At 35.4% G+C, this 24,031-nt stretch carries 19 protein-coding genes; 9 read left to right on the top strand and 10 right to left on the bottom strand.

Going from position 1 to position 24,031, the window contains the following annotated elements:
• Positions 1–237: 237 nt before the first annotated feature.
• Positions 238–1,041: a helix-turn-helix domain-containing protein gene (locus tag ACR1PN_RS18290; protein ID WP_433981196.1), complete on the bottom strand. Its 804-nt coding sequence runs from the start codon at positions 1,039–1,041 to the stop codon at positions 238–240.
• A gap of 137 nt (positions 1,042–1,178) precedes the next feature.
• Here ACR1PN_RS18290 and ACR1PN_RS18285 point away from each other — a divergent pair, with 137 nt between their 5' ends.
• The 4 genes from ACR1PN_RS18285 (at position 1,179) to ACR1PN_RS18270 (ending at position 7,056) form a co-directional block, all read left to right on the top strand.
• Positions 1,179–2,516 carry a TolC family protein gene (locus ACR1PN_RS18285; RefSeq protein WP_433981195.1) on the top strand — a complete coding sequence of 446 codons (1,338 nt, stop codon included), beginning with the start codon at positions 1,179–1,181 and terminating at the stop codon, positions 2,514–2,516.
• Positions 2,517–2,521: 5 nt separating this feature from the next.
• Positions 2,522–3,568 (top strand): HlyD family secretion protein, encoded by a 1,047-nt coding sequence (locus ACR1PN_RS18280; RefSeq protein WP_433981194.1) that lies wholly within the window; start codon positions 2,522–2,524, stop codon positions 3,566–3,568.
• A 520-nt stretch (positions 3,569–4,088) separates the two neighbouring features.
• Positions 4,089–5,651 carry a hypothetical protein gene (locus ACR1PN_RS18275; RefSeq protein WP_433981193.1) on the top strand — a complete coding sequence of 521 codons (1,563 nt, stop codon included), beginning with the start codon at positions 4,089–4,091 and terminating at the stop codon, positions 5,649–5,651.
• Positions 5,641–7,056, top strand: coding sequence for an aldehyde dehydrogenase (locus ACR1PN_RS18270; protein ID WP_433981198.1), 1,416 nt, complete (start codon positions 5,641–5,643; stop codon positions 7,054–7,056). Before ACR1PN_RS18275 ends, ACR1PN_RS18270 begins: the two co-directional genes overlap by 11 nt.
• Positions 7,057–7,091: 35 nt before the next feature.
• Here ACR1PN_RS18270 and ACR1PN_RS18265 read toward each other — a convergent pair whose 3' ends face one another.
• Positions 7,092–7,661: a thioredoxin family protein gene (locus ACR1PN_RS18265; RefSeq protein ID WP_433981192.1), complete on the bottom strand. Its 570-nt coding sequence runs from the start codon at positions 7,659–7,661 to the stop codon at positions 7,092–7,094.
• A gap of 79 nt (positions 7,662–7,740) precedes the next feature.
• Here ACR1PN_RS18265 and ACR1PN_RS18260 point away from each other — a divergent pair, with 79 nt between their 5' ends.
• From ACR1PN_RS18260 to ACR1PN_RS18250, 3 genes are read left to right on the top strand one after another with little or no spacing between them, the layout of a single operon-like run.
• Complete coding sequence (locus ACR1PN_RS18260; protein WP_378178253.1) at positions 7,741–8,616, top strand: lysophospholipid acyltransferase family protein; 876 nt, start codon at positions 7,741–7,743, stop codon at positions 8,614–8,616.
• Positions 8,617–9,606 (top strand): glycosyltransferase family 2 protein, encoded by a 990-nt coding sequence (locus tag ACR1PN_RS18255; RefSeq protein WP_433981191.1) that lies wholly within the window; start codon positions 8,617–8,619, stop codon positions 9,604–9,606.
• A gap of 57 nt (positions 9,607–9,663) precedes the next feature.
• A complete protein-coding gene (locus ACR1PN_RS18250; protein ID WP_433981190.1) occupies positions 9,664–10,218 on the top strand; it encodes a 3'-5' exonuclease in 555 nt (184 codons plus the stop codon).
• Positions 10,219–10,225: 7 nt separating this feature from the next.
• Here ACR1PN_RS18250 and apaG read toward each other — a convergent pair whose 3' ends face one another.
• The 8 genes from apaG to glgB all read right to left on the bottom strand — a co-directional run bounded on the left by apaG (position 10,226) and on the right by glgB (position 21,244).
• Complete coding sequence (gene apaG / locus ACR1PN_RS18245; RefSeq protein ID WP_433981189.1) at positions 10,226–10,612, bottom strand: Co2+/Mg2+ efflux protein ApaG; 387 nt, start codon at positions 10,610–10,612, stop codon at positions 10,226–10,228.
• A gap of 81 nt (positions 10,613–10,693) precedes the next feature.
• Positions 10,694–11,935: a 2-oxoglutarate dehydrogenase complex dihydrolipoyllysine-residue succinyltransferase gene (gene odhB / locus ACR1PN_RS18240; RefSeq protein ID WP_433981188.1), complete on the bottom strand. Its 1,242-nt coding sequence runs from the start codon at positions 11,933–11,935 to the stop codon at positions 10,694–10,696.
• A gap of 39 nt (positions 11,936–11,974) precedes the next feature.
• Positions 11,975–14,788 carry a 2-oxoglutarate dehydrogenase E1 component gene (locus tag ACR1PN_RS18235; protein ID WP_378178268.1) on the bottom strand — a complete coding sequence of 938 codons (2,814 nt, stop codon included), beginning with the start codon at positions 14,786–14,788 and terminating at the stop codon, positions 11,975–11,977.
• Between the two features lie 123 nt (positions 14,789–14,911).
• Positions 14,912–16,000 carry a polyketide cyclase gene (locus ACR1PN_RS18230; protein ID WP_433981187.1) on the bottom strand — a complete coding sequence of 363 codons (1,089 nt, stop codon included), beginning with the start codon at positions 15,998–16,000 and terminating at the stop codon, positions 14,912–14,914.
• Between the two features lie 137 nt (positions 16,001–16,137).
• A complete protein-coding gene (locus ACR1PN_RS18225; RefSeq protein WP_378178274.1) occupies positions 16,138–17,406 on the bottom strand; it encodes a glucose-1-phosphate adenylyltransferase in 1,269 nt (422 codons plus the stop codon).
• A gap of 51 nt (positions 17,407–17,457) precedes the next feature.
• Complete coding sequence (locus ACR1PN_RS18220) at positions 17,458–17,763, bottom strand: hypothetical protein (protein ID WP_433981186.1); 306 nt, start codon at positions 17,761–17,763, stop codon at positions 17,458–17,460.
• A gap of 128 nt (positions 17,764–17,891) precedes the next feature.
• Complete coding sequence (locus ACR1PN_RS18215; RefSeq protein ID WP_433981185.1) at positions 17,892–19,298, bottom strand: glycogen synthase; 1,407 nt, start codon at positions 19,296–19,298, stop codon at positions 17,892–17,894.
• Entirely contained in the window at positions 19,295–21,244 is a 1,950-nt protein-coding gene (gene glgB / locus ACR1PN_RS18210) for a 1,4-alpha-glucan branching protein GlgB (protein WP_433981197.1), read from the bottom strand. The genes ACR1PN_RS18215 and glgB overlap by 4 nt, the downstream gene beginning before the upstream one ends.
• A 173-nt stretch (positions 21,245–21,417) precedes the next feature.
• Here glgB and ACR1PN_RS18205 point away from each other — a divergent pair, with 173 nt between their 5' ends.
• Together ACR1PN_RS18205 and ACR1PN_RS18200 are read left to right on the top strand one after the other, a co-directional pair.
• Positions 21,418–22,539, top strand: coding sequence for an alpha/beta hydrolase (locus tag ACR1PN_RS18205; RefSeq protein WP_433981184.1), 1,122 nt, complete (start codon positions 21,418–21,420; stop codon positions 22,537–22,539).
• A 14-nt stretch (positions 22,540–22,553) separates the two neighbouring features.
• The gene (locus ACR1PN_RS18200) at positions 22,554–23,969 is read left to right on the top strand and encodes a leucyl aminopeptidase family protein (protein WP_433981183.1); all 1,416 of its coding nucleotides are present in this window, start codon (positions 22,554–22,556) and stop codon (positions 23,967–23,969) included.
• Positions 23,970–24,031 lie beyond the last annotated feature (62 nt).

Here is a 24,031-nt window from a genome sequence, read left to right as displayed (position 1 = left end):
TTTTTTTTTTTTTGTTTTTTTTCCCCCCCCCCCCCCCCCCCGCCCCAAATCCTATAAAAATGAGCTCAAACAAATGCTTCGATCAGGGCTAGGCCCGTAGTCATTCTTTTCAAAATTAGAAAAACTAATTAGAGTCAGACTTTTAATAAAATTATTATCATAATATTTATTTAAAAAGATTTTTTTCCTTTTCATATTCCAAAAACACAAAAACATCTAACTCTCCAATTTTAAAACTCAACCCTCCCCCTTCAACTTCTGCAGATACTCCGTCGGTGGAATTCCAATCACTTTTTTAAAAATATTGCTGAAAGACGAGAGACTGTTATACCCTACCATCATAGAAATTTCATACATATTATACTTTCCTTCCAACATTAATTCTAATGATCGCGTAATTCTCAATGCACGCAGAAAACGGACGTAATTCATCCCTAAAATCTCTTTAAATTTTCTCGATAAAGTTCTGGTACTCATTCCGAATTCTTTTGCAGTAGATTCGATGGTTAAAGGCTTTTCAAGGTTGGCGTGAATATATTTGGCCACTTTCAGTAAAGTTTCATCTTTCGGGAAAGGGTGTTGAACAGGAAAAGCTAATTTTTTATCCCTCTTTTCAGGTAAAATCCCTTTTAAAGCTTTAAGGAAATAATATTTTGTTTCATCATTTTTTGTGATTTTCCCATCCCAGTCTTTAGTATATAAAATCATCTCCCGAAGCAAGTGACTGACAGAATAAATATTAATTTCATCAAAAAAGCCACTTTCATTTTCTTCTTTTTTAAAATAAAAATTATACAAATCTACCTTTGGACTTGTGGAAAAAATATAATGAGGAGTTCCCGCAGGAATCCACATAAAACATCTTGCCGGTAAATACCAGTGTTTCAGATCCGTAAAAATATGCACAATACCTCCTTCTGCATACACCAATTGCGCAGAACTGTGATGATGGATCTCTGTTTTCACATCTCCCGTAAGAACGTGATACACATAAAACGCTGCATCTTCTTCTTCAACGGCTCCAAAATGACTGTCATTCATAAAATAAAGGTAAAAATAAAATTTCAATTTGGCGTAAATGGACAAATCTTTTTCTGTTTTCACAAATACTGTCCGAAGTTACTCATCGTAAATTTGCAGTATCAAAATCATTTTAGCAAAAAACCTTTAATTAAATTATGAATATGATATTTAACGCATGCAAATATCAGTGTATTGCGTTGTGCTTATTATTGATAAGCTTTAATTTACAATCACAAGTGATAGATTTTAAGCATCTCAGCTTGCAACAGGCGGTTGAGATCGGCTTAAAAAACAACAAAAATATTCAGATAAGTCATTTAAAAAATGAAATGTCTGAAACGAAAGAGAAAGATCTGAAAATGGAAAAACTTCCGGACATCGAATTTCATACGAGCTACAATCAGGTGACCAATCTTTTTCAGCACGAAAATGGCGTATTCGGAAAAGCAACAAAATATGACATTATCAATGGAATGTACGACTTTACTCTTTCCGCATCAATTCCCGTTTACATGGGCGGAAAAATAAAAAACACAGAGAAAAAAGCTGCCATTGATACAGGGATTTCTTCATTAAAGACCCATTTGGATGAAAGACAGCTGAAGATGGAAATTATTACCGCTTTTCTTCAAATCCATCATTTAAAAGAACAGCAAAGTCTGATTAATGATAAAATGAAAGAAGATTCCGTGAACATCAAACAGGTAAAAGCTTTAAAAGCAAACGGTGTTGTTACGGTAAATGAAGTGTTGAGAACTTCTTTGCAGCTTTCCAATCATAAAATGAGCTGGACGGAACTCGACAATGATATTCAGATTGCCGAACATAAACTGAAAACCACTCTTTCCCTTCCCGAAAACCAGGAAATGCATGTGGATACGGAAGATCTCATCTCCGAAAATGCTGAAATACCTTATGTAGATGAATTAACGGAAACGGCCTTGCATAAAAACGAATCTGTTGCAATGGCCAATAAAAATCTTTCGCTTAAAGAATTAGATCAGAAAATTACAAAAACGAATTATTTACCGAAAATTACCGCAGGAGGAGAATATTTTTTGAAATATCCGAATATGATGTTCTTCCCTCCAGAACCTTATGCTTATCGCCTGGGAATGATTGGCGTCAATCTTACCTATCCTATCGAAAGTCTGTATAAAAACAAATACAAAATGCAGGAATCAAAGGAAAATATCAACCTTGCCAAACTGCAGATCGAAGAAAATGAGGAAAATATAAGACACAATGTTTATGAAGCCTACAAAAAGTTTGAAGAAACCGACCAAAAGGTAAAAATTTCAGAGGAAGCGATTAATCAGGCTAAAGAAAATTATCGAATTGTAAGAACGAAATACGCCAACAAACTAAGCTTAATCACCGAACTGATCGATGCTGACAATGCTTATCTGGAAGCTCAGTCCAATCTTATTTCCGTAAAAATTAACAGACAACTTAAATATTATCAACTCCAATACACGATTGGAAACTTATAAAAACTATGGCACAAAAGCAATTAACACGAAAAGAAAAAAGAATCAACAAAACGATTACTCTATTGGCGTGGATCCTTATTATCAGCGGAATCACGGGAATGGTAAGCTTTTACCTTTTTTCGAGAAAAAATGTAACGACCAACGACGCACAGATCGAACAATATATCACACCTGTTTCAAGCAAGGTTTCGGGATTCATTAAAACAATTAAGTTTAATGAAAACCAATTTGTACACAAAGGCGATACATTAATTGTAATAGACAACCGCGAATTTGTGAATCAGGTAAAAATGGCCGAAGCAAATCTTCATGCCAATTCAGAAAATATAAGCACTATTGAAAGCGGTGTGAATACAAAAGCAAGCGATACAAAAATCGTCGATGCTAAAATTGCTTCGGCAAAAATTGACATCTGGAGAAACGAACAGGATTTTAAAAGATACAAAAACTTGGTTGATGAAGATGCGGCAACCGAACAACAGTTTGAAAATGTAAAAGCTTCTTACGAACAGGCAAAAGCGAATCTTTTAGCTTTAGAACAACAGAAAAATGCAGTGAGAGCAAGCGTAAACGAACAGGAAACGAAAGTTGCTCCCGTAAAAAGCCAGATCCAGCAAAGTTCGGCGAGTCTTAATAATGCTAAACTTTTCCTTTCCTACACTGTTGTTACTGCACCTTACGATGGTTGGGTTGGTAAGAAAACGATTCAGGAAGGACAATTGATCAAAGAAGGTCAGGCGTTGGTGCAGATCGTAAGCAAAGAGAAATGGATTATTGCCAATTACAAAGAAACGCAATTGGGACAGATCGATCAGAATAAAGAAGTCATTATCACAGCAGATGCTTATCCTGATGTAGAATTTAAAGGAAAAATTGTTTCCGTTTCTCCGGCTTCAGGCTCACAATTCTCTTTAGTAAAACCGGATAATGCAACAGGAAATTTCGTAAAAATCGAACAAAGATTTCCAGTGAAGATTATTCTGGATAAAAATCAAAACAACGAAAAATTACTTTCCGGAATGAATGTTCTGGTGAGTGCGAAGAAAATATAGAGTTTGAGAGTGAGAGGGTTTGAGAATTTTAGAGTTTTGTGTGGAAATGTTTAGTGTATAGATCAAAATTTTAAAATCCTCTTCTCAAATTTTAAATTAACCAATTAAATTATTTTTTAAGCGAAAAGGCAGAATGCAATTTACCATCTTACCTTTACTTTTACATGTTGTTCTTTTGTCTTTTCGCATTTTTCATTAATAACAACTTTGTTTAAATTTTCTAAAGTTTATTTCCAGTAAGTCTGTCATTCCGCAGGCATCTAGACGTATTCTATCGGAAAGATTCAAGCCTGGATTCCTACGGAATGACAAACTCTGTGTAATTATAAAATATTCAAAGGAACGGCTGCAACCCTAGCCCCGATTGCAACGGCATCCTTTTTTGTTGCGGCTGGAGCGAAGCGGAAGCCGTAACAAAAAAGATAGAGTGGAAAGCGGGAAAAAGCTTCTAAAAAATTTAAATAGATTTAATATAAAACACATTTGGCAATCATTACTGATTCGCCTTTTAAAGAAAATCATGCAACACAATACAGTTTATCATCAATGGGTACCACAATGGCTGAAACTGCCGCTTCTTATTCTGGCGCTGTTTCCCCACCTGATGTTGTTGTCGCTTTTGCATTCCAATAGCGCCTTCATATCTTCTTTTATGGATGTCGATTCAGACGACATCCAATACTTAATGATTTTGATGTACGGGACATTTGTGGTTACACTTTTAGTTATACAGCGGTTTATGGCGTATTTCAGCGTAAAATATTACACTTTGCTGATGTCTTCCGTTTCCATTCTTATACTTTACGGGCTTTCCATAACGAGTGACTACCATGTTATTTTAGTCATTCGCTTTTTGGAAGGAATCTTTGGAGTGATGGAAGGTGCCATTTTCCTGCCGCTGATTGTCGCTGAGCTCAAAACGAAACACGCCAAAGAAATCGCCTACACTTTTATGTACACCATTATTCTCACAGGTGGAACTTTGACGACCTCTCTGATGAAATCCAGCATTGAAGATTACGACTTTAAACACATGATCCTTATGATGGTTTATTTCCATGTTTTTGTTTTAATTATTGCTTTTGCGATCTTTAATAAAAACAGATTTTTTCCTAAAAAACCATTGTATCAACTGGATATTACAAGCTGGTTTTTGCTTTGGGTATGTCTTCAGGCAGGCGGTTATGCTTTAATTTACGGAAAACGATTAATGTGGTTTGAATCGGATATTATCATTTTTTGTTTTCTGATTTTCTTACTATTCGGAGGATTGTTTATGTTAAAACAGAGAAATCAGCCGCGTCCTTTTTTTCATTTTGAAGTGTTCGGTTCAAAAAATTTGATTGCAGGAGTGATTCTTTTCTTCATTTTTTATATTCTGAGAGCTTCCATAAACAATGTGTACAGCATTATGGCAACCGTCTGGAAATGGCCTTGGGATTATATCGTAGAAATTCAGTACTGGAATGTTGCCGGAAGTCTTTTGGGCGTTTTTTTATCAGCTTTATGCATCACAAAAGGAGCATCTTCAAAATTGATTTTCTTTACAGGATTTCTGATCTTGGCAATTGACTGTGCTTGGTTTACCTACACTTTTTACCCTGACACAACGCTTCAAACGATTTGTCCGCCATTGTTTCTTCAAGGTGTCGGACAAGGATTACTTTTCACACCTTTGGTTTTCTTTTTAATTTCCGGAATGCCCGAAAAATATGTTGCCAACGCATCTGCAGTCGGAACAGCAACCAGGTTCTGGACAACCGCTATCGGATACGCTTTAATGCAGAATTTAATGTTATTTTTAACGTTGAAACACTCAGATACATTAAGTTCAAACTTTATCGATACCAATCCTGTTTTCTATTCACAATGGAATCAGATTTTTGGAGCTCATATTTCTAAATTTCCGATCAATGAATCAATATCAATGACGGCAGGAGCTTTCAAAGCCAAAATCAATGCACAGGCTATTTTGCTATCCAATATGGAAATCTTTACAGGGTTATTCTGGTTGGCTTTAATTACGGCATTGGTTATTTTACTGTATCATCCCGTAAAAATTGCGGTGAGAAATATTATGTAGCTTTTTAGGCAAAAAATTTGCAATAATTCCTGAAATTCGCTTTATGGAAATTCAGGAAATTGTATATAAACAGAAAGATTTTTTCAAAACACAACAAACGAAGAATATCAGGTTCAGAAAAATGTATCTTGAAAAACTTCGGGATGTGATTTTAGAGAACGAACATCTTTTGTATGAAGCCATTTACCAAGATTTTGGAAAGTCTAAATTTGATACCTTCACCACTGAAATCTCCTTTGTTTTAAATGATATTGAATATTATCTGAAAAATTTAAAATCACTTTCAAAACCCAAGAGAGTCAGAACTAACCTGGTGAATCAATTCGGGAAAAGCAGGATTGATTCTGAACCTTTGGGTAATGTTTTGGTCATCGGAGCCTGGAATTATCCTTATCAGTTATCCCTTTCTCCTATTGTTGCCGCATTGGCTGCCGGAAACTGTTGTATTTTAAAACCGAGTGAAATTGCAGAAAATACAATGAAAGTCATGGCAAAAATCATCAATGAAAATTTTCCACCCGAATATGTATACGCTTATGAAGGCGGTATTGAGGAAACTACAGAATTGTTAAAACTCAAATTTGACAAAATATTTTTCACCGGAAGTACAAAAGTCGGGAAAATTGTTTACGAAGCAGCCGCAAAAAATCTGACGCCTGTTACCCTGGAGTTAGGTGGGAAATCTCCCGCTATAATTACAAAAGAAGCGAATCTTGAAGTAGCTGCCAAGAGAATTATCTGGGGAAAGTTTTTAAATGCCGGACAAACCTGTGTTGCTCCCGATTATTTATTGATTGAAGAATCTGTTCAGGAGCAGTTTTTAGAAATGCTTAGAAAATATATTCAGGAATTTAAATATGAACCGGATTCGGAACATTACACAAAAATTATCAATCAAAGGAATTTTGATAGGCTTATTACACTGATTGATAAAGACAAAATTTACTTCGGGGGAAATTTCAACAGAGAAAAATTATTCATCGAACCTACGATTTTAACGAATATCCATTGGAGTGATGAAGTCATGCAGGAAGAAATTTTCGGACCAATATTACCTGTTATTTCTTTTACCAATCTTAATGTTATTTTAAATGAAATTTTAGAATTGGAAAAACCTTTAGCCGCTTATTTATTTACGGACAATTCAGAAGAAAAGGAGAATTTCTTGCAAAAACTTTCTTTCGGAGGAGGCTGTATTAATGATGTAATGATGCATTTAGAAAATGAAAATCTTCCGTTTGGTGGCGTTGGAAACTCAGGAATTGGTAATTACCACGGAACATTTGGTTTTGAAACCTTCTCACATCAAAAAGCTATTCTTGAAAGAGCAACATGGGGCGAGCCGAACATTAAATATCCACCATACTCTGAGAAAAAACTAAGCTGGATCAAAAGGTTTCTATAAATAAAAAAAACCGAGAAATTTCCCGGTTTTAATTTTTATGATTTTGCAGGAGCCCATTTATTGAAAAACTCCTTTACTTTTTCTAAGCTGTAGCCTTTTCCTTCTTCCAAGACATCACTTTGCTGAATGTGAATTGTTTTCCCATTGCTATCTAAAACGATAAAAACAGGGTATCCAAACTTTTCACCGGGATTTCCGTACTTAGCAAAAGTTTTTTCGTTTTTATTATCCGGCGAGTAATTCAGATGATAATATACATAGTTTTTATCAACAATATTTTTCAGTTCTGGAGTTGTCTGAACGTATTGATTGAATCTCAGACACCAAATACACCAGTTTCCACCTGCCTGAATCATAATATTCTTTTTTTCTTTTTTTGCTTTTGCAATTAAAGCCTGAATATCTTTTTCAGCATCCGCTTTTGGATCGTAAGGTTTAGGCAGCTTTGCTTTTTCTTCTGCTGCTTTCTTTTTTGCTTCTAATTCTGCATTATCTGTTTTTACCAATAAGGATTTATCTTCCCTACCATTAGGTTCGTTCTTCAGATTCTGAGAAAACCCGAGAAATCCTATTCCCATAAAAGCTGTTAATATCAATTTTTTCATAACATAAAAATAAAAAAATAATAGTATTTACCAGCAAAAAGAGAACCATAATTTTATTATCCGTAAATTTGCCTGTTTTATGAATTTCCTGATAAAAATATTATACTTAATTTCAAAACTCCCGCTGAAAATTTTATACATTTTTTCAGACATTATTTTCTTTTTGAATCATTATATCGTTGGATATAGAAAAAAAGTAATTACAAAAAACTTAAAAAATTCATTCCCTGAAAAGTCAGAAGAAGAAATTAGAGAAATCAGAAAAAAATTCTATCTGAATTTCTCAGATTATCTTGTAGAAACAGTAAAATCATTCAGTATTTCCGAAACCGAATCACGGGTTAGAATGCAGCATATCAATCAGCAGGTATTTCATGACGCCAAAGCTGAAGGTAAAAATATAATTCTTCTCGCTGGGCATGTTTTCAATTGGGAGTGGATCAATGCTTTGGCTAAAGTAATCCCGCAAAAACATTGCCATCCCGTTTACAGAAAAGTAAACAGCAACTTCTGGGAAAATCAGATGAAAAAAGTCCGAAACAGATTCGGAAACGAAGCTTTGGAGGCCAATGAAGTCATCATGAATATCTTCAGAAACAGTAATGATGGTGATTCTGCTTATATGTTTGTTGCAGATCAGACTCCGCATTCTTCTCATGTTAATTACGGTTTAAAATTTCTTAACCAAAGAACACCTGCATTTATCGGTTACGATAAGCTGGCTACAAGAATGAATCTTGCTTTTATCTATTGCGAAATGAAAAAAGTAAAAAGAGGCTATTATCAGGTAAACTACCATCGGATCTATCCGGATGGAGAGAAATTTGTTAATAACGAAGTTGTGCAAAAATTTCATCATCTTCTGGAAAATACCATCAGAAAAAATCCCGACAATTATCTTTGGTCTCATAGAAAATGGAAGTATCAGGATTCTATTAAAACGTACGAAGAGTAAATGAGAGAAGAGTCTAAAAATTTAGCAGTTGTTATCTTAAACTGGAACGGTAAAAACTGGCTTCAAAAGTTTCTTCCAAACGTTATACAGTTTTCTGAAGAAGCTGAAATATATGTGATTGACAACCATTCTACGGATGATTCGGTTGAGATCTTAAAAAGTGAATTTCCTTCGGTAAAAATCATTATTAATGATAAAAATTATGGTTTTGCAGGTGGTTATAACGAAGGTTTGAAAAAAATAAATGCAGCATATTACTGCCTTCTGAATTCTGATGTAGAAGTTACAGAAAATTGGATCAGACCTGTTTTAAATTTATTTGAAAAAGATTCTTCAATTGCTGCCATTCAGCCTAAAATATTATCATTTAACAATAAAAAATATTTCGAGTTTGCAGGAGCTGCAGGCGGAATGATCGATAATTTGGGGTATCCTTACTGTAGAGGAAGAATTTTTGATGACCTTGAAGAAGATAAAGGTCAGTATAATGACGAAACAGAGATTTTCTGGGCTTCAGGATGCTGCTTTTTTATCAGATCTAAAGATTTTTGGGAACAGAATGGCTTTGATGAAAGATTTTTTGCGCATCAGGAAGAAATTGATCTTTGCTGGAGATTAATCAATTCAGAAAAGAAAATATTTTATACTGGAAAATCTGAAGTTTATCATGTTGGCGGTGGAACTTTAAATAAACAAAGCGCTCAGAAAACCTATCTGAACATCAGAAATAATCTTTCGATGATGCTGAAAAATCTACCTTTTCCAAAACTGATCTGGTTGATATTTTTCAGATTGTGTTTAGATGGAGTTGCTTCCTTTTACTTCGCTTATAAAAACGGTTTTTCACATCTTTGGGCAGTAGCAAGAGGACATTTCGGGTTTTATGCCCAGCTTCAGGGAACACTGAAACGCCGGCAAAAGTATCAAAAAAGCCACTATTATCAAACGAAATGGCTTATTTTTAAACACTTTCTGGGAGGCAAAAAATAACTTATTATTGTAATTATTTAACCTTAAACATAGAACATTAAAATTTAAATATAACCAATGGATTTCTGCGCGATCGATTTTGAAACAGCAACTTTTGAAAGACATTCAGCTTGTGAAGTCGGGGTTTGTATTGTACAGAATTCTCAGATTGTAGAAACCAAAACATGGCTCATAAAACCACCAAGTTTCCCCTATTTTAACCAAAGAAACATTGATGTTCACGGCATTCTTCCGAGTGATGTCAAAGATGCTCCTACGTTCGATGAAATATGGTACGAGATTGAAGAATTAATGTACGGGACTTTAATGATTGCCCACAATGCAAGTTTTGATGCAGGAGTTTTGAGAGGTTGCCTCGATTTCTACGGAATGTTTGCTCCCAAATTAAATTATCTGTGCAGCATTCAGCTTGCAAAAAAATCATGGAACTATCTTCCGAAATATGGTTTGAAACATTTGGCTGAATATCATGATATTAAATTTAAACATCACAGGGCCGGAGATGATGCAGAAGTCTGTGCAAAAATTGCACTTTTAGCTTTTGAAAAACTTTTTCTTACAACAAATGATGAAGTCTCAGATTATATGAAACAAAAAATTAAAATTTTATAAATTCCCATTAATTACTCAAAACTTCCGACAGAAGATTGAATTTAGGAATATCAACCTCGAAATGTTCTTTGGTCTGAGCGTTTTCTACCAAGTATTTTCCACTCATATTTCCAACTCCGGAACGAAGCATTACATTTGAGAAATAAGCAAAATTATCGCCGGGCTTTACATCGGGAGTTAAACCAATTACGCCATCGCCCACCACTTCTGTATATCCAAAACCAACATCAAAGATTAACCACTTTCTTTTAAGAATTTTAATAGGAAAATCTGCATCATTTTCAATGACAATATTATATTTGAATACGTGACGGTTTTCTGATGGATAACTGTTCTTGCTATCGTATTCGGGGACTACCGAAACCTTTATATTGGAAGTAATTTTAGAGAACATTTTCAATCAATTTAAATCAATAGATACAAAAACCCCGCCTTTTTTGAGAGACGGGGTTTGTTATTTTAGAGAAAGGCTGAATTATAATCCAAGACCTTTTCTTTCGTCTCCGCCTAACAGGATTTCTACCGGATTGTCGATACCTTCTTTTACCGCAACAAGGAATCCTACAGATTCTTTACCGTCGATAATTCTGTGGTCATAAGACATTGCAACATACATCATCGGACGAATGACAACCTGCCCATCAACAGCAACCGGTCTTTGGATAATATTGTGCATACCCAAGATTGCTGATTGAGGAGGATTGATAATCGGTGTAGACATCATAGAACCGAAAGTACCACCATTAGTAATCGTAAAAGTACCACCAGTCATTTCGTCAACCGTGATTTTTCCGTCTCTTACTTTGATCGCTAAATCTTTAATGTTTCCTTCAACGTTTGCGAAAGACATATTTTCAGCATTTCTTAATACAGGAACCATTAATCCTTTAGGACCTGAAACTGCAATTGAAATATCGCAGAAATCATAGTTTACTTTGAAATCTCCGTCAATAGAAGCATTTACATCCGGATACATCTGTAACGCTCTGGTAACCGCCTTTGTGAAGAAAGACATGAAACCAAGTCCTACTCCGTGCTTTTGAGCAAATTCTTCTTTATATTGTTTTCTTAGTCTAAAGATCTCAGACATGTCAACTTCGTTGAAAGTAGTTAACATCGCTGTTTCGTTCTTTACAGAAACTAATCTCTGAGCGATTTTTCTTCTAAGAACTGAAAGTTTAGTCGTTGTTGTAGATCTTGAACCTGTAGCCGTTAAAGAGTTACCTCCCAACGCAGGAACAGCTGCCAATTCAGCATCAGATTTAGAGATTCTTCCGTCTCTTCCTGAACCTGAAACCTGAGAAGCATCAATTCCTTTTTCATCAAGAATTTTCTTAGCTGCAGGAGAAGGAGTTCCTGTAGCGTAAGACTGTGCAGCAACAGGAGCTGGTTTTGGAGCTTCCGTTTTAGCAGGTTCAGCAGCTTTCGGTGCTTCTTCCTGTTTTGGAGCTTCAGCAGCAGGAGCAGCAGGTTTAGCAGCATCCATATCAATTAAACAAACAACCTGACCTACTTGTACCACATCACCTTCTTCTGCTTTTAGAGTGATTACACCACTCTGCTCTGCAGGTAATTCTAATGTTGCCTTGTCTGAATCTACTTCAGCGATTGGTTGATCTTTTTCTACATAATCACCATCTTTTACAAGCCAAGTTGCAATTTCAACTTCTGTAATTGATTCTCCCGGTGAAGGAACTTTCATTTCTAAAATTGACATATCGTATTTTTTATTTTTTTAATTGGATATTTACTATAATTAAGCTGTTACAGGTCTTTTAGCAGGAGCGTCGTCTCTGTCGAAAACTCTGTTGATAACGGCATTTTGATTTTTCTCAAACATTTTATGACTTCCAGGAGCCGGAGCACCACTTGGAACCGGGGAGATTACCTCAATTCCTGTATCTCTGAAGTTTCTCAGGATATAAGACCAAGCTCCCATATTTTCTGGTTCTTCCTGTGCCCAAACGATTGATTTTCTGTTTGAATATTTAGCAAAAATAGCTTCGATAGCATCTGTCTGAAGCGGATATAACTGCTCAAATCTTACCAATGCAATATTCTCACAATTTAATTCTTCTTTCTTAGCCAATAATTCGAAGTATAATTTACCTGAACATAGCACTAATTTTTCAACTTTTGCAGGATCAGCAGTTGGATCATCTAAAATCGGCTGGAATCCTTTATTTGAGAAATCTTCAAGCGGAGAAACCACTCTTGGATGTCTTAACAATGATTTTGGACTCATTACAATTAGTGGCTTTCTGAATGACCATTTTAATTGTCTTCTTAATAAGTGGAAATAGTTGGCAGGAGAAGTGATGTTTGCAACTACCATATTTTCATTAGCACAAAGCGTTAAGAATCTTTCCAGTCTTGCTGAAGAGTGCTCTGCACCCTGCCCTTCTGAACCGTGAGGCAATAACATCACCAAACCATCCTGAATTTTCCATTTTTCTTCTGCTGCAGCCAAATATTGGTCAACAATAATCTGAGCACCGTTCACGAAATCTCCGAACTGAGCTTCCCAGATCGTTAAAGTATTAGGAGATGCCATTGCATAACCATAATCGAAACCAAGAACTCCGTATTCAGAAAGGTGAGAATTGAAGACATCAAATCTGCTTTCAGAAACATGTCTCAATGGTACATACTCTTCTTCTGTATCTTCAGTTTTTACAACCGCATGTCTGTGAGAGAAAGTTCCTCTTTCTACATCTTCTCCTGAAATTCTTACGTTGTGCCCCTCCACTAAAAGCGTAGCATAAGCCAACCACTCTCCAAGAGCCCAATCTAAAGAGTTTCCTTCAATCGCTTTCAGTCTGTTTTCGAAAAGTCTTGTAATTTTATTTAAGAACTTTTTATCAGCCGGAAGTGTTGACATTTTAATGGCCAATTCTTTCAGCTTTTCTAAGTCATATTTTGTATCTACAGGCTGTTGAACTGCTCCTCTTTTTCCGATTGGGAAATTCGTCCAGTCATCTGCCATGAAAACGTCCATTACGTTCTTTTCAATTTCCTTAGAAGCATCAAAATCTTTATCTAAAAGAGCTTTGAAATCAGCTTCCATTTTAGCAATAAGATCATTTGAAACAACGCTGTCTTTCAACAACTGATCTTTATAGATCTCTCTTGGATTCGGGTGCTTAGAAATTGTTTTATATAAATTAGGCTGTGTAAATCTTGGTTCGTCCCCTTCGTTATGACCATATTTTCTATATCCTAAAAGGTCGATATAAACATCTTTACCAAATTTAGCTCTGAAATCAGCTGCAAAATGGATAGCGTGTACAACCGCTTCTGCATCATCTGCATTTACGTGCATCACCGGAGATTCTGTTACTTTTGCCACATCTGTACAGTAAGTAGAAGATCTCGCATCCATATAGTTAGTTGTAAATGAAACCTGATTATTTACTACGATATGAACCGTTCCTCCTGTTTTGTAACCATCCAAAGTCATCATCTGAGCAACTTCGTATGCAATACCTTGTCCTGCAATTGCTCCGTCACCGTGAATAATGATTGGTAAAACTTTAGAATAATCTTTATATTTATCATCAACTTTAGCACGGCAAATCCCTTCTACAAGAGCTGCAACCGTTTCAAGGTGAGATGGGTTCGGAGTTAAATTAATCGCAACTTCTTCTCCTGAAGCCGTTTTGATTTTTTTAGATGAACCTAAGTGATATTTAACATCACCGGAAAATACATCTTCTTCAAACTCTTTCCCTTCAAATTCTGAGAAAATCTGCTTGTAAGATTTACCGAAGATATTCGTTAAAACATTCAGTCTGCCTCTGTGAGCCATTCCCAAAACAACCTCGTCAACACCAAGCTGAGAAGATCTTGAAATCAGTTGATCCAAAGCAGGAATCAATGTTTCACCACCTTCCAAAGAGAATCTTTTTTGCCCAACAAACTTTGTGTGAAGATAATTTTCAAACGCAACTGCCTGATTTAATTTTAATAAAATCTCAGTTTTTTCGTTTGCATTAAGACTTGGATGGTTTTCATTCACCTGAAGCCATTGCTTAATGAAATCTTTTTCCTGAACGTTGTTGATGTGCATATATTCTACACCGATAGAATCACAATAAATGTTTTCTAAATGTGTAATCAATTCCTGTAAAGTTGCAGGACCTTTCATTCCTGTTTCAACTGCGCAGTTGAATTTCGTGTTTAAATCTGACTTTTCAAGACCGAAGTTTTCGATATCCAGAGTCGGAGTGTAGTGTCTTCTTTCACGAACAGGGTTTGTTTTTGTGAAAAGATGACCTCTCGTCCTATACGCCTCAATAAGATTCACTACCTTAAATTCCTTCTTGATATGCTCCGGAACTTCACCGTTTGAAGCTGCCTGAGAAATCTGCTGAACTGCAGGAGAAGAATTCCCCGAATTCTTGATGTACTGGATGTCTTCTTCATCAGAATAGTTTTCTAATGCAAAATCAAAGCCTTGAAAAAAGGCCTTCCATGATGGTTCTAAAGAGTCCGGAAATTTTAAGTATTGTTGGTATAAATCCTCAATTAACTGAGAATGAGCTGCGTTTAGGAATGAAAATCTGTCCATTATTACAGTTTATCTATTATTAAATTTTGTTTATCGAATTAATCTTCAAATTTAATAAAAAAAAACGGGTTAGGATAGTCTCAAACCTTTAAAAAAATTATAAAATCAATAATTGGGAAAAAATCATCTAAAAACAGAAAGAGAGATCTTCATGTTCACATTCTGACCTTCTGCCGGAGACTCGATAAAGGTCTGATAAACATCACCATAACGCATTTCGTCTTTCTTTGCTTTTTGCATCAGCTGCTGAATTGCTTTTACCCTTCCTTCGTAAGACCCTTTGTAATACATAATGTAATTCTGGGTAGGACTTACTGATCTGAAACTGAAATTATTATCAGTAATCCCAACTTTTTTTGACAACGGAATCCCGAAGAAATAAGAAACCTCTTTGTCTTTAAAATTATCTGCATCTGTAATCAACACAGGATAACCAACCTCATCGCTTTTTTTACCCAAATCCATCGACACAAAATTATTCACTTTATTATAATTCATGACGATGTTTTTGTACAGAGCTTCTTTTTTGTTGGAAGCACTCACATTAACACCCAAAATCATTTTAGCCTCTTCATTTTCAACCATAATACTGTCGTATTTTATTGCAGCCAGCTGATTGTCTTTTTCCACCTTATTGCTTAATACATTCTTTAAATTAAGCATGCTTTTATCAATATTTTCAGCAAATTTATCTTCAGTCCAGAAATTCTGAGCTCTTGATAAAAGGGGCAATTTCGGAGTATGCACAAACCATTTGATTTTTGTTTTTTCGGCAGAGACAGCAGTAAATTTTACGTCAATCAATGTAGGGTTTTCATCCTCGTCTTCAAAAAGCTGATACCTCAACGTTTTGTTTGGGTTTTCGTACCGGATAAACATTTCGCCTCCTTCTTCACTTTTTGGATCATTGTAACTTATTGCACTCCCTTGCCCTTCATAAGGCAAATAATAATCAATAGTAATGGTTTTTGAGCTTGAAAAAAAATTATTCCAGCGTGTAAAATTCCGCAGGTTATTAAACTGATTAAACACTTTTTCCAAAGGATAATCTATTTCTTTTTCGATGGTAAACTCTTTGCTTTCATCTACAAAATAATACATCGAAGCCGCATAAGCTCCGATAAAAAACACAATAATTACCGCTATGATTTTGAAAAAACGCATCGCACAAAAGTAATACAAATAAAAAAAGTGACCAATATGTTTGATCACTCTTCTTTTTATTTTTAATGGGTGTTTGATGAAAGGATGATGGATATTAGATTCAATTGCGTAGATTTTATTAAGTTATTCAAACTAAAATTATCACCTACTAAAACACCCAACTTCCGGCATCAAGCATCCAGCTTCTATCCGATATGTGTTCCTGGAGTCAAAACAGCTCCTTTTTTAACAACAACAATACCGTCCTGAACCGAATATGTTCCGTAGTCACCATCCTGCAGATGTTTTCCGCCAATAATTCTTACATTATCACCAATGTAACAGTTTTTATCAAGAATTGCCTTTTCGATATAACAGTATTTACCGATTCCCATATTTGGCAGGCCTTTACTGTCATTCATTACAATATCGGTCGTATTCTGGTAAAAATCAGCTCCCATGATGTAAGAATTAACAATCGTACTTCCCTTATCAACTCGTGTACGGTTTCCGATCACAGAATTTTCAATTTTATCAGCCATAATGATGCATCCGTCACCGAAAACTGCTTTACTTACATATGAGCCATTTACCTTTGAAGGCGGAAGCATTCTCGCACGGGTAAAAATCGGTGAAGATGAAAAAAGATTAAACTGAGGAAAATCCTGACAAAGATCTAAATTAGCTTCATAAAAAGATTCGATTGTTCCTATATCCGTCCAATAACCTTCGTACTGATAGCTTAAAGTTTTATATTTCCCGATAGAACTAGGGATGATGTCTTTACCGAAATCATCTCCTGCTCCTTCATCAAACATTTTTTTAAGGATTGTTTTTGAGAAAATATAAATCCCCATAGATGCCAGAAATTCTTTACCTTTTGCCTTGTTCTCATCTGAAACTTCCGACTGCAAACCATTCAGCTCATCAAATCCCGGCTTTTCTACGAATGAAGTAATATTTCCTTCATCATCTGAACTTAGAATACCAAAACCTGTTGCATCTTTTGCCGTTACAGGGATCGTTGCAATGGTGACATCACCTCCGTTTTCGATATGAAAATCCAGCATTTCATTAAAATCCATCTGATACAATTGGTCTCCGGAAAGAATCAAAATATATTCGTAATCGTATTTCTCAAGATGCTTCATCGACTGACGAACGGCATCTGCCGTTCCCTGGAACCAGCTATCGCTGTCAACATTCTGCTCTGCTGCCAAAATATCTACGAAACCCTGACTGAAAATATCAAAATGGTACGAGTTTTTGATGTGTGAATTTAATGATGCCGAATTAAACTGCGTTAAAACAAGGATTTTATTTAAACCTGAATTTAAGCAATTCGAAATCGGTATATCTACCAATCTGTACTTCCCGGCAATAGGTACAGCCGGTTTTGACCTTGTGTACGTTAACGGAAAAAGTCTCGTCCCTCTTCCTCCACCCAAAACAATTGAAATGACGTTGTGTTTCATAAATATCTGCGTTTTTATTTATTTTTATACAGTTTGTTGTTTGTTTTTTTATTATTTATTTTCAGAACCCATTTGAGATTCTAATATAAAAATCTCATCCTGGAATTTTTGTTTTTCTTTTCTTACTCCCTCAAGCCAATACCTTTTTCGTTTTAGTTTCTTTGCGTTTTTTTCTTTGTCAACAAAATTTCCCGATTCACTTTCTAAAACACTTATTTCATTTTCCAGTTCATAAATTTTAGCATCGTTTCTTGAAATCAGTTTTTTAAAAACATCAATTTGCCTTTGCTTTGAAACAATAAACTTACTGTGCATTACGCCATTATAAAGAAATTGGGTATTTTGCATCCTTGCCATCTGATTTAAGTTTTGATTTTGTATACTAACCGACTGACGGGTAGCCAAGTTACCCTGAGCGAAAGAGCACAAAGGCAAAATCACAAATACTAAACTTAACAGAAACAAACATTTTTTCACACGTAATATTATTGATTATATAAAGCTATATATTTTTCTGCGGATTTCTCCCACGCAAAATCAAATTTCATATTAGATAACACCAGATTTTCCATCTGAACTTTGTCTTTATAGATATTTAAGCCACGACTCATAGCGTGAATAATATCGTCAACTCCGGGATAGGTAAAATTTAAGCCGGAACCACCTGTAGAAATATCTTTCACCGTATCTCTCAATCCGCCTGTATAACTCACTACAGGAACTGTTCCGTATCGCATGGCGTACATCTGATTAAGACCACAAGGTTCAACTCTTGAAGGCATCAACAAAAAATCTGCCGAAGCATAGATTTTATGAGATAAATGTTCTTTATACCCAATATCTGTTGCAAAATTGGAGTAGACAGCATTTAATTCTTTCATTTGTCTTTCCACATATTCATTTCCTGATCCCAGAACAATAATGTTTAAACCACCAAAGCTTTGCTTTATGCTTCTCCAGATTACATCAGGTAGCAAATCTGCTCCTTTTTCTGTTGCAAATCTTCCTATGAATGCAAATAGTGGAAGTTCAGGATTCAGACCGTATTCTTTGTAAAGCTTCACTTTATTTTTCTTTTTTATTTTTAATGCATTTTTAATGCTAAAATTAAAATCGATCATCGGGTCGGTTTCAGGATTCCAAACATCGGTATCAATACCGTTGATAATTCCGTACGCTTTTGAAAATTCTTCTCTCACAAGACTTTCCAGACCTTTGAAGCTTACAAAAAGTTCTTCCAAGTATCCTTCTGAAACAGTTGTAAAAGCATGGCAGCATTTAATCATGCTTGCCAAAGGATTGATAAAACCATTCCAGTCTAAAAGTCCCCATTTATAATGGTCAAAAGCAGGCATATAACTTACCATATCCCAACTCATCATTCCCTGATATTCTCCGTTATGAATCGTTCCGATCGTTTTTACCCCTTTTAGAAATTCAAATTCATAACAGTTTTCTACCATAAACGGAATCAGCCCTGTATGATAATCATGACAATGCAACACATCGGGACGGATTTTCATTGCAGAAAGCCAATGTAGGATTCCATGCTGAAAAGCCAAAAACTGAAAGCTTTCATCCTGATATCCATAAGGATTTTCACGATCAAGCAATCCCGGAACTTTCACCATATACAGTTCAAATCCCAAAACATTTGTTCTTTCTTTTAGAACCTGAACCTGAAGCATATTTGATCCTTGATGAATAAAGCCGTCAAAAACTACTTCAAAATCGTAATCATATACAAAATGTTTGTTGTACCAAGGCATTACTACTTTAGCATCAACATCTTTTATTTTATTCTGATATTTCGGTAATGCACCGACTACATCCGCCAGACCGCCAACTTTGGCTACGGGATAACATTCTGTACTGAGGTGAAATATTGTCATTTTTTGTGTTGTTTAATCCTGTTTAATTTATACTTTTTATCTTTTTTCTGTTTTAAAACAATACCCGAAAGTGCAGGAAGATTTAAGCTCATTGATCTCGGTCGATTCATCCATTCGTCATGATCTTCTCGGAAAATATGGGCTTCTAGTCCGCTTCCGCTATATTTTTCATCATCAGAATTGAGAACAACTTCCCAATGCGCTCCTGCATTTACACCAACTTTATAATCAATTACTCTTGGAGTCAGATTTAAAATCACCATGAAAACATCTCCCCGTTTTTTCCCTTTTCTTAAATAAATATAGACTGAATTGGCTTCATCATTGGCTTCAACCCATTCAAAACCTTCCGGTTTAAACTGATTTTCGTAAAAGGCGGTTTCATTTTTATATAAATAATTTAAATCTTTCACTAGATTCTGCAAACCTTGATGAACCGGATATTGCAACAAATGCCAATCTAAGCTTTGCTTAAAATTCCATTCATTAGTTTGTCCAAACTCATCTCCCATAAACAATAATTTCGCTCCGGGATGCGTATACATATAAACATATAATGCTCTGAGATTGGCAAATTTCTGCCATTCATCTCCTTTCATTTTATAAATCAGGCTCGCTTTTCCGTGTACAACTTCGTCATGAGACAAAGGCATCATGTAATTTTCATTATACATGTACATCGATGCAAAAGTAAGTTTGTGATGATGATGTTTTCGGGCGATAGGATCTTCTTTAAAATAAAATAAAGTATCGTGCATCCAGCCCATCATCCATTTCATTCCGAACCCGACACCACCGTCATGAACTGGCTTTGTCAATTTTGGAAAGTCTGAACTTTCTTCGGCAATTGTCATGATATTGTTACCAAATTCTTTGTAAACAGCCGTATTAAATTCCTGAAGAAAAGTTTTGGCTTCAAGATTTACATTCTCACCATAAATATTCGGCTCCCACTCCCCTTCGTTTCTTGAATAATCAAGATGAAGCATCGACGTGACCGCATCCACACGAAGTCCGTCTGCATGATAACGGTCGAGCCAAAATACAGCATTTGAAATCAAAAAAGATTTCACTTCATTCCTTCCATAATTAAAAATATAGGATTTCCAATCGGGATGAAAACCTTTTCGAGGATCTTCATGTTCGTATAAATAAGAGCCGTCAAAACGATGTAATCCGTTTGCATCACCTGGAAAATGTGAAGGAACCCAATCTAAAATTACACCAATATCGTTTTTGTGAAGTTCATTAATCAGAAACATTAAATCCTGTGGAGAGCCAAAACGTGAGGTTGCTGCATAAAAACCTGTAATCTGATATCCCCAACTCGGATCGTAAGGATATTCCATCACCGGCATAAATTCCACATGGGTAAAACCCATTTCTTTCACATAGGGAACCAATTTTTTGGCAATGTCTCTATAATTAAGAAATTTTTCGGGATTATCTGCATTTCGCATCCAAGAACCTAAATGGATTTCGTAAACAGAAATTGGTGATTCAAGACTGTTTTTTTGCCAGCGTTTTTCGAGCCATTCCTGATCTTCCCATTCGTACCAATTGGTAGAAACCATAGATGCAGCCTGCAAATTCTGCTCCCAGCTTAATGCATAAGGATCACTTTTTTCTAAAATGTGTCCCTGATAAGTTTCAATAGCATATTTATAAAGCGTACCCCAGGAAAGTGCAGGAATAAAACCTTCCCAAATCCCGGACTGATCCCATCTGGGAAAAAGAATATGCTCACGATGATTCCAGTTATTAAAGTTTCCGATGACAGAAACTTTTTTGGCATTCGGAGCCCAAACCGAAAAATACACCCCCTTTAATCCGTCTTTCTCAACAGAGTGAGACCCAAACTTTTCGTAGAGCCTGTAATGTTTTCCTTCCTTGAAAAGGTACACATCGTGTTCCGTAAAAAGTGTATAGGTTTTTACAAAATTCATCATACTTGGTTTTTCGGTCTAATTCATTCGCTATTATTTTATTTACTGAATAACGATGACTATCAAATATATGAATTTTAACTCTGTTACACCATAAATTTTATTATTTTTAAACAACATCTTTAAAAAGATTTTTCTTAAATTTAAAAGCTTAAAATGCCCGATAAAACACAATGAAATTTACACTGAGCACATCAGAAACAGACAACAGACCAATATTCATCACAGGAAACTTCAATAAATGGAATCCTAAAGATTATAATTTCCAGCTTCAGTTAACCACTGAAAATACATACTGCATTGAAATAGACGATCAGCTTCTGTCTGATGAAATAGAATACAAGTTTACAAAAGGCGGCTGGGAAAACGTAGAATTAGACAAATACGGAAGCATAACTCCAAATAGAAATGCTAAAAAATCTTTAAAACTCACAAAAGATTTTGTCGAAAAATGGAGATTAAACTGGGGACCTTTCAAAGATGAATTTTTTCCTATCGTAGAAGTTATTTCAGAAGAATTTTACATTCCACAGCTCGAACGTTACCGAAAAGTTTGGGCACTTCTGCCCCATGATTATTACATTTCAGATAAAAATTATCCTGTTCTCTATCTACAGGACGCTCAAAATCTTTTCAACGAAGGGAGCCCTTACGGAAACTGGGAAATCGATAAAAAACTATCCATTCTTGCAGAATACGGTCGCGGAGATCTTATTGTAATTGCTATAGAACACGGAAGTGAAGACCGCATAAAAGAATACATTTTCGATAATGATAATGTAGCCAATGGTTCAGAAGGCAAAAAATACATCAGATTCATTACAGATACTTTAAAACCATTTGTGGATGAGCATTATCGTACAAAAAAAGACAGAGATAATACAGGAATTGGCGGAAGCTCTTTAGGTGCTCTTATCAGTATTTACAGCGGTTTTCTTTATCCCGAAGTGTATTCTAAATTATTAATTTTTTCACCCTCGCTTTGGGTAGAGCCGAATAATAATTTCCCGATGATGAACTTCAGAGTTCCTTTTAAAACTAAAATCTATCTTTACGGAGGTGAACAGGAAGGTTCTAAAATGGTGAAAAGAATTCAGGTTTTTGAAAATTATCTGAGACGATGGGAAAAAAAGAACCTTTTTGATTTTGAATTTAAAACCAGCATCAATCCGGATGGAGCGCACAGCGAATTTTACTGGTCTCAGGAATTCCCGAGAGCTATTGAATGGCTTTTTTACAACAACACCGAAAACCCTGTTGAAGTAACCCCACATCAGGAAGACATTACGAATTAATACAATTTTCAACAATGAAAATATTCAATAAAAAAAATAAACAATACGCTCAGGTTTTTCAGTTATTTACAGAAGAATCCTGGACTTTAAACCATAAAAATTTCAATAAAAATATTTCACTTCTTTTCTCCGGAAAAAAGCACGAAATTTTCATCGAAACCACCGAAGAAACCATTACTTATTATATAGGTCTTGGGAAAGAAGCTTCTCAGAATTTTGAATTTCAGCAGATCGGAATTAAATTTTCCCAGACCCAGAAAAAAAACATCCAGACTGTTGCTACTCTGTTGATTGCAGATTTTATTCATGAAAATCAGTTTGAAGAATTTGCAAAAGGCCTTCTTTTAGGAACCTACAACTACCCGTTTGATAAAACCCATCCTTTCTGGAACGAGTCTTTCGAACTTCATTTCGGGAATTTAAGCCCTAAAAAATTAGAAACAATTTCAACAAAAATTGTGGCTATCTGTGAAGGTCAAACCGCCTGTATGGATTGGCTTAATAAACCGGCAAATCTAAAAAGACCTGAAGCCATCAATGCATATCTGAAAAATTTAGCCAAAAAAAATCAGTTAAAATACACCGCTTTAAACAGAAAAAAATGTGAAGAACTTGGTTTGGGAGCTTTTCTGTCGGTCAACCAAGGAAGTGCTTATGATGCTGCTTTTACCATTTTAGAATATAAAACCACGGTAAAAAATGCAAAAACTTTCGGACTCGTAGGAAAATGTGTTTTGTTTGATACGGGAGGAATTTCCCTGAAACCTTCAGACAATATGCATTACATGAAATCTGACATGGGAGGTGCAACTGCGGTTCTTGGAGCACTTATTTACGCATCGCAAATGCAACTTCCCGTTAACATTACCGCTATTTTACCAATCACCGACAATGCAATTTCTGAAAACGCCTATTTACCAAGCGATGTAATTACTGCTTATAACGGAAAAACAATTGAAGTTCTCAATACCGATGCAGAAGGCAGAATGACACTTGCAGACGGATTATCTTATCTTTCAAAAAATTACAAAACAGATGTTCTGATTGATCTCGCAACACTTACAGGAAGCTCCGTGAGAATGTTTGGTGACACTTGCGGAGCCATGTTTTCTAATAATGAAGATTTGAAAAATCTTTTAATAAAAACCGGCGATAAAACCAATCAGAGATTATGGAATTTACCGCTTTGGGATGTTTGGCTTGATGATTTCAAATCTGATGTGGCAGACTTTAAAAACATTTCGATGAAACCGATTGGCGATTGTATTATTGCGGCTAAATTTTTGGAACAATTCATCGGAAACCACCCAAACTGGGCACATCTTGATATTGCGGGAGTTGCATTCGGAAATGTGGGATACGCAAAAGAAAAAGCTGCAACCGGATTTGGTGTACAATTATTAGCCGATTTAATCGAAAATTATCATTAAAAATTAGTTTTTTAGAGATTTTCTTCTTATACTTGATTAGCAATTTTCAAAAGCACAAAGGT

Source organism: Chryseobacterium sp. RLHN22 (assembly GCF_051011795.1).
Taxonomy (GTDB): Bacteria; Bacteroidota; Bacteroidia; order Flavobacteriales; family Weeksellaceae; genus Chryseobacterium; species Chryseobacterium zhengzhouense.
This window is presented reverse-complemented; position numbering and strand designations above follow the sequence as displayed.